Here is a 9501-nt window from a genome sequence, read left to right as displayed (position 1 = left end):
AGGTGTATCCCCGTCCGTGTTTTCGCCCAAAAAAAATAACGAACCTCCGAACGCTATTCGACCGTTTTCCGATCAAGAGAGGCTCATTTAGCCTTAATAGCGTTTCAAGGATTCGTTACATTTCACAAACTCGCAATTTTAACTTCGCCCACTCATCTTCCCAACAAGCGCCTCCGCCTGCTCCATCACCAGCTCTACCGTCCCGGCAGCGGTGCGCTCTCCTGCCAGCCGCAGCCCTTGCCCTGCCCACATCGACATATATTCGGGATTGTTCGCACGCGCAGCCGCTTGGCGAATATCTCGTGTCATTGCATTTTGAATCGGATACTCGGGTATGACTCCCTCGTAGGACTTCAGCTCTTTCATAAACTCCGTCTGAATCCCCCGCGCCGCTTTGCCGGAATACGCATATGTAATCGCCGTCGACGCCTCGTCAGACTGCATGATTCTCTGTTTAAACGCCGCATGCGCACCGCTCTCCGGACAAGCGAGAAAAGCAGTACCCATCTGCACGGCAGATGCCCCAAGTACAAGGCTCGCTACAAGTCCGCGACCGTCCATGATGCCGCCTGAAGCAATGACGGGAATCGATACGCGGTCCGCAATTTGCGGAACGAGCGCAATCGTGCCGATCAAGGAGTCCTCTGCCTTCTTCATGAAAGTCCCGCGATGACCGCCCGCTTCGCTGCCTTGTGCCGCAATCGCATGAACGCCTGCCAACTCCAGCTGAACCGCTTCTTCGACGGTCGTAGCAGTCCCGACGAGCAGAATTCCGCGCTGCTTCATCGCTTCCATAATGTCAGACGATGGGAGGCCGAAGGTGAAACTAAAGACAGGGACATTTTCTTCCAAAATCACCTGCACTTGCTCCGCAAAACTCTCTTCATACTTTGCAAGTGTAGGGCTAACAGCTATGCCGAGCTTCTCACGATACCCATCAAGAACCTCAGTCATCTTCTGTATCGTCTCATCCGGCGTATTCGTCTTCCCCGGAATGAACAGGTTCACAGCGAAGGGACGATCCGTAAGCTTCCGTATCTCGCGAATCGTGCTGCGAATCTGCTCCGGCGTTAAGTATCCCGCACCCAGGCTGCCTAAACCTCCTGCATTCGATACAGCCGCTACCAGCTCCGGCGTTGTCGGTCCGCCCGCCATTGGCGCTTGGATAATCGGATATTTGATCCCGAGCAGTCGTGTTAATTCGGTCATCAACAACATGCTAGACCGCCTCCATTCGTAAATACCGCTAGTGCCCCACAACCATCATCATCACAGCGAAAATCAAACAAGCCTCAATCAATTCACTTACAGCACCATATGTATCGCCCGTCAAGCCTCCAAGTTTGCGGGAAAGCCATCCGCACACGACGCTGCCTAGTATAGCCGTAATTACAGCTTGAGCAGCTAACGCGCATAGAAACTTCCCATCCGCCGCATCTCCAAAAATCACGGCCACTCCGCAAACGAGCACCAATTGTACAGCAAGTGCAGTCACCGCATGCGGAGCACGAACCTCTCGGAACAACGAAGCCATCCCTTCGTTCGGTCTTGCAAACGGCCATAATACCATTGCGGCAACGATCCACATCCGGCTCCAGCCAAAAGAAAGTGCGAGCAGCGGCGCAACCTCGGACCAATCCAGCCCGTCATCAAGCAGCGTGCCCAGCGCTGAGAATTTGAACAGAAAGAGCAGCACCGCCGCCAGCACGCTCATCGCACCGACGCGGCTGTCCTTCATGATTTCGAGCATTCTCTCGCGCGGGCGATTGCTTAGCACCCCATCGGCGGTGTCCATAAAACCATCCACATGCAAGCCGCCGCTCAACGCAGTCAGCGCGATCAACACAATGACAGCTGCAGGCATGCTCGGTACGATTCCATCGAGTGCCCATGCAAGCGCGGTGACGATACTGCCGATCACAAGCCCCGCCAGCGGATAGTATACGACACTTCGAGCAAGCACTTGCGGCGTGAATGGAAGCTGGGCCGGGATCGGAATCCGAGTCAGCAGTTGAAAGGCCGTGCCTGCCGCAATAAGCTGCTCTCTAATAACCTGTTTAACCATACTGCCCCTCCCATAAACGAACGAAACAGCCGTCGCTACTCCCCAATCTGAAAAGCATGCGCCTTCAAATCAAGCGGAATGCCAGCCACCACGAGCAGCGCCTGCTCGCAGCGCGCAGCCAGCTTGCGGTTCATCCTTCCCGCTTCATCGCGGAATCTGCGTCCGAGCGGATATGCAGGTACGATGCCGCTGCCGACCTCATTGGTTACAAGCAGAAGCGGTCCTGTGTAAGCTGCGACCACCTCTACAAGACGCTCAATGACCTTTTCTAACGCAGCGTCGCTTTTCCCTTGCCCGCCATCTTCCTCATCAAATCGAAGCATCCAATTCGTCAGCCATAACGTCAAGCAGTCCACGAGCACCGCAGGCCGTTCTCGCTCATCACCAGCAGCTTCTTGCTCGAGCCGTTCCAACAGCTCCGCCAGCGCATACGGTTCCTCTATCGTCTGCCACGCATATCCCGATTGCTCACGAGTCCGCTTATGGTGCGACGTCCGCGCCTCCATCTCTTCATCGCCCCAGCTCTGCGAAGTTGCAATATAGATGCCCCGCTCCGCCAGCTTCATCGCATACGCTTCCGCGAAGCCGCTCTTCCCGCTGCGAGCTCCGCCTGTTATAAAGATCGCCACAGCTGCTTCCTCCGCCCATGTTCAACTCTTGTTTAACTCTACCTTTAGCCTCGCGAAACGCCTGCGCTTTCGAATGTCGCCATTTCCCGCATAATCCGTACCGCCGCATCGATAAAATGGAACCCGAGTACAGCGCCCGTGCCTTCACCAAGCCGCATATCGAGATGGATCATCGGCGACAAGCCGATCTGTTCCATCAACTTGCGATGCCCCTGCTCCTGCGACAGATGAGATCCGATCATATAAGCTGCAGCCTCCGGTGCAATGGATGCGGCAACGAGTGCCGCCGCCGAAGAGATGAATCCATCGATGACGACCAGACAGCGATTCGCTGCTGCACCCAGAATTACGCCAACAAGTCCCGCAATCTCCAGACCTCCGACTTTCGCAAGCACATCTAGAGGATCACGCGCATCAGGCGTATTGCAAGCGATCGCTCGGCACACCACATCGACTTTATGCTTGCGCCGTTCTTCATTAATCCCCGTGCCGAGTCCAACTGCCTCATCCGGAGTCATGGAACCAAGCACCGTGCAAAGCGCTGCGCTCGCCGTCGTATTGCCGATCCCCATCTCGCCTGTCGCGAACATCCGATAGCCTTGCTCGCGAGATAGCTTCTCGGTCAGCTCATATCCGCCGATTATTGCTGCCAGCGCTTCTTCGCGAGCCATCGCCGCTTCCCGCGTCATATTCGCCGTTCCTTTGCGCGTCTTGCAGTTGATCAACGAATCATGTGCGAGATCCGCATTAACGCCCATGTCCACGCAGAACACATCGGCACCTGCTCCTCGCGCCAGTACATTAACAGCTGCTCCGCCAGCCAAGAAGTTCATCACCATCTGCGGCGTCACTTCTGCCGGAAAGGCGCTGATCCCCTCTTCGCATACGCCGTGATCGCCAGCCATAACGATGACGGCACGCTTCGCCAGATCCGGCGCAATCTCTCCGGTAATGCCAGCTACCTGACGTGCAATCTCTTCAAGCTTGCCCAAGCTGCCAGGAGGTTTCGTCAAGCTGTTCAAGCGCTGCTCTGCTGCCTCTATACTTTCGCTAAATAGCGGTGAAATGCTGGCTGTAATTTCTATAATCCGTTGTTCAAGTTCTTGCTGGCTCATTATTCTCTCCCTCTCTCTACGATCTTCTTTCACTCGGCGGCACGGATGGCGCAAGCAGCAGCTGCGGCACACCAGTCTCCGGATGAGGCAGAATAACTGCCCTTGCACCGAACACGTCCAATATCAGCTCCGGCTTCATAATCGCCGAAGGCGGTCCATCCGCAGCCGTTCGCCCATGCTGCAGCACGAGCAGCTCATCGCAATAATGCGCCGCCAAGTTCAAATCATGCAGCACTGCGATGACAGTAAGCTGCCTTTCCTGTTGCCACCGCTTCACGGTATCCAGCAGCTGTACTTGATAGCCGATGTCAAGATACGTAGTCGGCTCATCCAACAGCAGCAGCTCCGGTTCCTGAACCATCACTTTCGCCAGCGCGACACGCTGCCGCTCGCCGCCGCTCAGCTGATCCACCTGTCGATTGGCAAGCGCGGTCAGCCCCATCGTTTCAATCGCATCGTCGATAAGCTGCTCGCTGTCCGCACTCTCCTCGCCGAGCCAATTTTGGAACGGAAACCGCCCCATTTGGACCACTTCGCGCACCGTAAACGCAGCCGCTGGAATTCCGCCTTGCTGGAGAACGGCTACCCGCTTCGCCAAGTCTTTTCGCTTGATCGACGTAATCGCTTGTCCTTGGAATAAAACTTCGCCGCTGGTCGGAGCATCTGTGCCCGAAAGCAGCTGGAGAAGCGTTGTTTTGCCGGCACCGTTCGGACCGATAATGCCATACATACGGCCTATCCCTACGGAGAAGCTGATTTCCTGCAAAATATCGCGGTTTCCGATCCGTTTAACTACCTGCTTCGCTTCGATCATGCCGACGCACCTCCCCCTTGCTGCACTTTGCGCCGGTAGAGCAGATAGGCGAAGAAGGGCGCTCCGATAATTGCCGTAACGACGCCAAGCGAAATCTCTTTCGGGCTCAGCACCGTGCGTGCGAGCGTGTCCGCCCACAACAGATAGATGCCGCCGCCGATTGCGGAGAGCGGCACAATGATCCGGTAATCCGGACCGACCAGCAAGCGGATCAGATGCGGTACGACAAGCCCAACGAAGCCGACCACGCCTGCGATCGATACGGCGACCGCCGTCAGCAGCGTTGAAATAAGCAGCACGATCAGCTTGGTCCGCTCCACGTTTACGCCCAGATGTGCCGCATGCCGCTCGCCAAGGACGAATAAGTTCAAATGCTGCGCATAACGAAACATAAGCGGAGAGCCAACAATCGCAAAAGGCATAATAAGCTGAACATGCTCCCAGCTGCGCGTGCTCAGACTTCCCATCAGCCAGAACATGACTTCATTAATAACGCCCTGCGACATCGAGACCATGAATGAAACGATTGCCCCTAAGAAAGCTTGCACGATGACGCCGGACAATATAAGCGACTCTACGTTCATCGCCCCGCGAGCGCGAGAAAGCGCGAAGACAATAACAAGTGTCACTAATCCCGTGCCGAACGCGACAATTGGTACCGACCATAGGCCAATCCAAGCGGTGTAGCCAAATACGATCATGAACGCAGCGCCTACCGAGCAGCCGGAAGCAACGCCGAGTGTGAACGGGTCGGCAAGCGGGTTGCGCAGCACGCCTTGAAAGCCGCTGCCCGCAAGCGCCAGGCATGCTCCCACGAATACAGCGAGCAAGACGCGCGATAATCTCAGCTGTGTAACGATAGCAATTTCACTGGCATCCCACTGCTTGCTCGGATCTGACATCCAAGGCAGCTGATGAATGAGGATGCCCCATACATCCGCGAGCGGTAAGCCCGAGGAACCGATTGACAAACTGACGACGATAGATCCAGCTAAGAGGAGCATCGCTGCTCCTCCATAAATAGCTAGTTTGGCTCGCATCTTAGCGAATGAGATCCGGATGCAGCTTCTTCGCTACTTCCAGCAGCCCTTCCGCGAGGCGCGGGCCGACTCGAGTGAGCGGATCTTGGTCCACTTCGAATACTTGCTTATTTTTGATCGCATTAATGGTGCTCCAGCCGGGACGAGTTTCGATTGCCGTCAGGATCGGATTTTTCTCGCCTTCTTTAAGCGTCATAGAAGCATAGATGATATCTTCCGGGTTCGATTTCACAACGGCTTCCGGATCGATCTCGTACCACCCTTGGTTCGTTGCGATGTTCGTACCGCCGGCGAGCGTGATGAGCTCATCCAGAAACTCGCCTTTCCCTACCGTCCAGCCTGGAGAGAACTCCAAGTAGACATTCGGCTTCGGCGCATCTTTGACGGCGCTCGCAACCTGCTCGCGAACATCAGCCATATGCTTGGCGACGGCTTCAGCTTCACTCGACTTATCCAGAATCGCGCCGATTTGTTTGATTTTGTCCATCACCGCATCGTAAGTCTTCGGATCTGTTGCGTACACTTGAATACCTAGCGAGCGCAGCTTGTCGACCACGGCCTGCCCCATGGTGTACGATGCCAATACGAGCTCCGGCTTCAGCGATACAATCTTCTCGATATCCGCATCCATGCCGCCGATCCTCGTGACCGAAGCCGCTTCCTTCGGATAGTTGGAGAAGTCGTCCACGCCGACAACCGACGAGCCCGCGCCAATGGCGTAGACGACCTCCGTCTCGCTCGGCAGCAGCGTTACAATGCGCTCCGGCGCCTTTTGGAACGTAAGCTCAGTTCCGGTTACATCCTTTACAGTCAGCGGGTAAACAGTCGCTTGCGCATTAGTGTCAGCTGCCGTATTCGTATTGTTCGAGCCCGTATTGCCCGCGTTCGTGGTTGAAGCATTCTGCTCCGTTTGCGCAGGATTACCGAAAGCCGCGTTGCTGCTGTTGCCGCTCGTATTCGCATTCGAATTCGATGCGGAACCGCAAGCCGCGGTCAACAGAACGAGCAGCATCACCATCAGCGTAAATAGTAGTTTCGATCGAATTGCTTGTGCTTGTTTCACTTTCATTCCCCGTTCTCTCCCATTTTCGTCAATCTAATTTGAGTCTACCGAGAATGCAAAAAAGAGCATTCCCGACAGACAGATGTCAGAAATGCTCATGCTTCGCTTAAGCAGCGGCCGACGGACTTTTCACATCACTCCAAGCTGAAAAGAAGCTTAGGCGCGCGTTGAAATACGTTCGTATATGGCCAATCTCTAACACCTGCCTAAATCCTCGTAGGCAGCATGGTTTACGAAACAGGCAGGTCTCCTGACTTGGAGCATCTGTCATCCACGTCTTCCCGTGCGGCGATTGGCCGCTCAGTGACATCTATGGATCCAGTGCCGATTGCCTAAGCAATTGGCGCTCCTTACAGTGGCGGGTCCGTGCCGGTCTTTCACCGGACTTCCCTATTAAGCTAAGAGATATCGAGCTTAGGCTCTATCTCAAAGCACCTGTTTTACGTGTTCTATGCAATTGTGCTTGTGTAAATATACCACTTGGGCTATAGGTTGTCTAGCGTATGTTTCCTCCGTCCGAGCGCGCGTGTCATCTGTCCGTTCAGGCGCAGCGCATTCCCGACAACCGACACAGAACTTAGCGCCATCGCGGTGCCAGCCATCCATGGCTCAATCCCGCCAACAGCGGCAAATGGAATAATGATGGAGTTGTAAACGAACGCGAAGCCGAGATTTTGCCGGATGTTGCGAACGGTAAGCCGGCTGATCACGAGCGCTTCGTAGATGCCGGTAAGGCGGGCACGCAGCAGCGTCATATGTCCGGCATGAAGCGCCGCTTCCGTCCCGCTTCCCATGGCGATGCCGACATCGGCAGCGGCGAGGGCAGGCGCATCGTTCCAGCCGTCTCCCGCCATGGCGACGACGTGCCCGTTATTTTGCAGCTCGCGGATCAGCGCTGCTTTATGCTCAGGTAGCATCGAAGCATGGACGCCGGCAATGCCGATCTGGTCGGCAACATTGTTCGCAGCCGAGATATGGTCGCCTGTCGCGAGCAGCACGTTAAGCCTCTCTCCGGCGAGCGCGTGAACAGCCTCGTAAGAAGATCGCTTCACTTGATCGGCAAAAGCAAAAGCACCCGCACAATCCCCGTCAATCGCTACATAGATGACAGACTCCCCCGCGACTTCCTTCCGATTCACGAAGCTTTGCATGACACGGCTCATTTTCCAGGCCCGCTCGGCAGCGAACGCAGCATTACCGATTTCAATATGTTTATCGTCCACATATGCCTCGACTCCCTTTCCTGGGAACGCTTGAAACGCGGAGCATTCCGGCGACACGAGTCCGGCCCGGCGTGCCGCTGCTAGTATCGCAGATGCGAACGGATGCGGCGAGCTTGCTTCCGCCGACGCTGCCAAACGAAGCAGCGCGTTCGGCTCACCGCTCAACGCATAGATTTCCGTGAGCGCTGGCTTGCCTTCCGTCAGCGTGCCGGTCTTATCGAGCACGATCGTATCCAGCTGCGCGAGCCGCTCCAGCGCGCCCGCTTCCTTGAGCACGATGCCGCGCCTTGCTAGCTTCCCCGTCGCGATGACGAGCGAGATCGGCGAGGCAAGTCCGAGCGCGCATGGACAAGCGGCGAGCAGCACGGCAAGCGCATGCATGGAAGCCGCTCCCCAGCCGCCCGGCTCCAGCCAAAGCAGCCAGAGCAGCAGCGTCCCGAGCGACAGCAGCATCATGACGGGCACAAAAATTGCGGCCAGCTGGTCCACTCGCCGGCCGATCGACGACTTGGTCGACTGCGCATGTCTGGTCAGCGCCGCGATTCGGCTCAGCATCGTTTGCTGCCCAATGGCCGTCACTTGAATGCGCAGCTCCGAGCCACGGACGATCGTCCCTGCGTAGACGTGGTCACCGACCGTGCGCGTCACGAGCGCGCTCTCGCCGGTGAGGAACGATTCATCGATCGCGGATTGTCCTTCCACGATAATGCCGTCCGCCGGAATCGGCTCATTCACCGCTGCGATGAGCTGATCCTCCGCTCTGACGCGCACGAGCGGCACTCGCTCTCTTCGCCCTGCTCGAATGACGACCGCTTCCTTCGCTTCCAGCGCGCCAAAGCTGTCATTTTCGCGAATGACCCGCTCCGATGCCGTTGCTTCAAGCAGCTTGCCGCCCAGCACTGCCGTTATGACGACTGCCGACGTCTCGAAATACAGCGCCCCTCCAGACATCATCGAGATATAGCTGTACACGAAAGCAGCTGTTGTCCCGATGGCAACCAGCACATCCATATTCGCCGTCCGTTCCCTGAGCGCATAGAAGGCGCCGAAATAGAACGGCATGCCGATGAAGAATTGGACAATCGCCGCAAGCACAAATTGCAGCAGTGGTTCTTGCAGAAATAACGGCACAGGGATGCCCTGCGTCCAGCTATAGTGATGCGCCATCGTCCAAAGAAGCGGCAGCGTAAGTACAATTGCCGTGAATACCCGCAAGCGCAGTTTATCGATCTCCGAGTTGCCGCCTTCTTTGCCGTGTGGATGGGCATGGAATCCGATCTGTTCGATGCGATCCATGATGGCGGACGGCGTAATACTCCCTGGTGTATAAGCGACATAGGCCGATTTGGCTGCATAATGAACCGACACCGCCGTCACGCCGGCGAGCTTGCCGACTGCCCGTTCGATTCGGGTCGCGCACGCGGTGCAGCTCATGCCTTGAATGCGCAAATCAAGGACACCTTCGTTCAGTTCTTGCTGCTGCATCGTTATCGATTCCTCCTAGCTTAGGAGCTCAATCAAGCATATTACACGGGGTGCAATAAGCTGTCCT

General features: G+C 56.1%; 8 protein-coding genes and 1 riboswitch. All 8 genes read right to left on the bottom strand.

Annotated elements, in window-relative coordinates; genetic code table 11:
- Positions 1–138 precede the first annotated feature (138 nt).
- Positions 139–1215, bottom strand: coding sequence for an NAD(P)H-dependent flavin oxidoreductase (locus A8990_RS01490; protein ID WP_116187377.1), 1077 nt, complete (start codon positions 1213–1215; stop codon positions 139–141).
- 31 nt (positions 1216–1246) lie between these two features.
- Positions 1247–2065: an adenosylcobinamide-GDP ribazoletransferase gene (cobS, locus tag A8990_RS01485; protein ID WP_245995795.1), complete on the bottom strand. Its 819-nt coding sequence runs from the start codon at positions 2063–2065 to the stop codon at positions 1247–1249.
- A 35-nt stretch (positions 2066–2100) separates the two neighbouring features.
- Positions 2101–2694 (bottom strand): bifunctional adenosylcobinamide kinase/adenosylcobinamide-phosphate guanylyltransferase, encoded by a 594-nt coding sequence (gene cobU / locus A8990_RS01480; protein WP_116187233.1) that lies wholly within the window; start codon positions 2692–2694, stop codon positions 2101–2103.
- A 44-nt stretch (positions 2695–2738) separates the two neighbouring features.
- Complete coding sequence (gene cobT / locus A8990_RS01475) at positions 2739–3809, bottom strand: nicotinate-nucleotide--dimethylbenzimidazole phosphoribosyltransferase (protein WP_116187232.1); 1071 nt, start codon at positions 3807–3809, stop codon at positions 2739–2741.
- A 16-nt stretch (positions 3810–3825) separates the two neighbouring features.
- Complete coding sequence (locus A8990_RS01470) at positions 3826–4623, bottom strand: heme ABC transporter ATP-binding protein (RefSeq protein WP_116187231.1); 798 nt, start codon at positions 4621–4623, stop codon at positions 3826–3828.
- On the bottom strand, positions 4620–5663 hold the full coding sequence (locus A8990_RS01465; protein ID WP_116187230.1) for a FecCD family ABC transporter permease: 1044 nt from the start codon (positions 5661–5663) through the stop codon (positions 4620–4622). Before A8990_RS01465 ends, A8990_RS01470 begins: the two co-directional genes overlap by 4 nt.
- Position 5664: 1 nt before the next feature.
- Entirely contained in the window at positions 5665–6732 is a 1068-nt protein-coding gene (locus tag A8990_RS01460) for an ABC transporter substrate-binding protein (protein ID WP_116187229.1), read from the bottom strand.
- A gap of 217 nt (positions 6733–6949) precedes the next feature.
- Positions 6950–7180: riboswitch (cobalamin riboswitch) on the bottom strand.
- 31 nt (positions 7181–7211) lie between these two features.
- Positions 7212–9434, bottom strand: coding sequence for a heavy metal translocating P-type ATPase (locus tag A8990_RS01455; protein WP_116187228.1), 2223 nt, complete (start codon positions 9432–9434; stop codon positions 7212–7214).
- Positions 9435–9501: the final 67 nt, after the last annotated feature.

It is taken from the genome of Paenibacillus taihuensis, from assembly GCF_003386535.1.
Lineage (GTDB): Bacteria > Bacillota > Bacilli > Paenibacillales > Paenibacillaceae > Paenibacillus_Z > Paenibacillus_Z taihuensis.
Note: the sequence above shows the minus strand (reverse complement) of the source record. Positions and strands in the feature narration are given on the sequence as shown.

Coding starts and splice junctions, on each gene's coding strand:
- cobS (WP_245995795.1), bottom strand. CDS start 2,065: ATGGTTAAACAGGTTATTAGAGAGCAGCTTATTGCGGCAGGCACGGCC.
- cobT (WP_116187232.1), bottom strand. CDS start 3,809: ATGAGCCAGCAAGAACTTGAACAACGGATTATAGAAATTACAGCCAGC.
- A8990_RS01470 (WP_116187231.1), bottom strand. CDS start 4,623: ATGATCGAAGCGAAGCAGGTAGTTAAACGGATCGGAAACCGCGATATT.
- A8990_RS01465 (WP_116187230.1), bottom strand. CDS start 5,663: ATGCGAGCCAAACTAGCTATTTATGGAGGAGCAGCGATGCTCCTCTTA.
- A8990_RS01460 (WP_116187229.1), bottom strand. CDS start 6,732: ATGAAAGTGAAACAAGCACAAGCAATTCGATCGAAACTACTATTTACG.
- A8990_RS01455 (WP_116187228.1), bottom strand. CDS start 9,434: ATGCAGCAGCAAGAACTGAACGAAGGTGTCCTTGATTTGCGCATTCAA.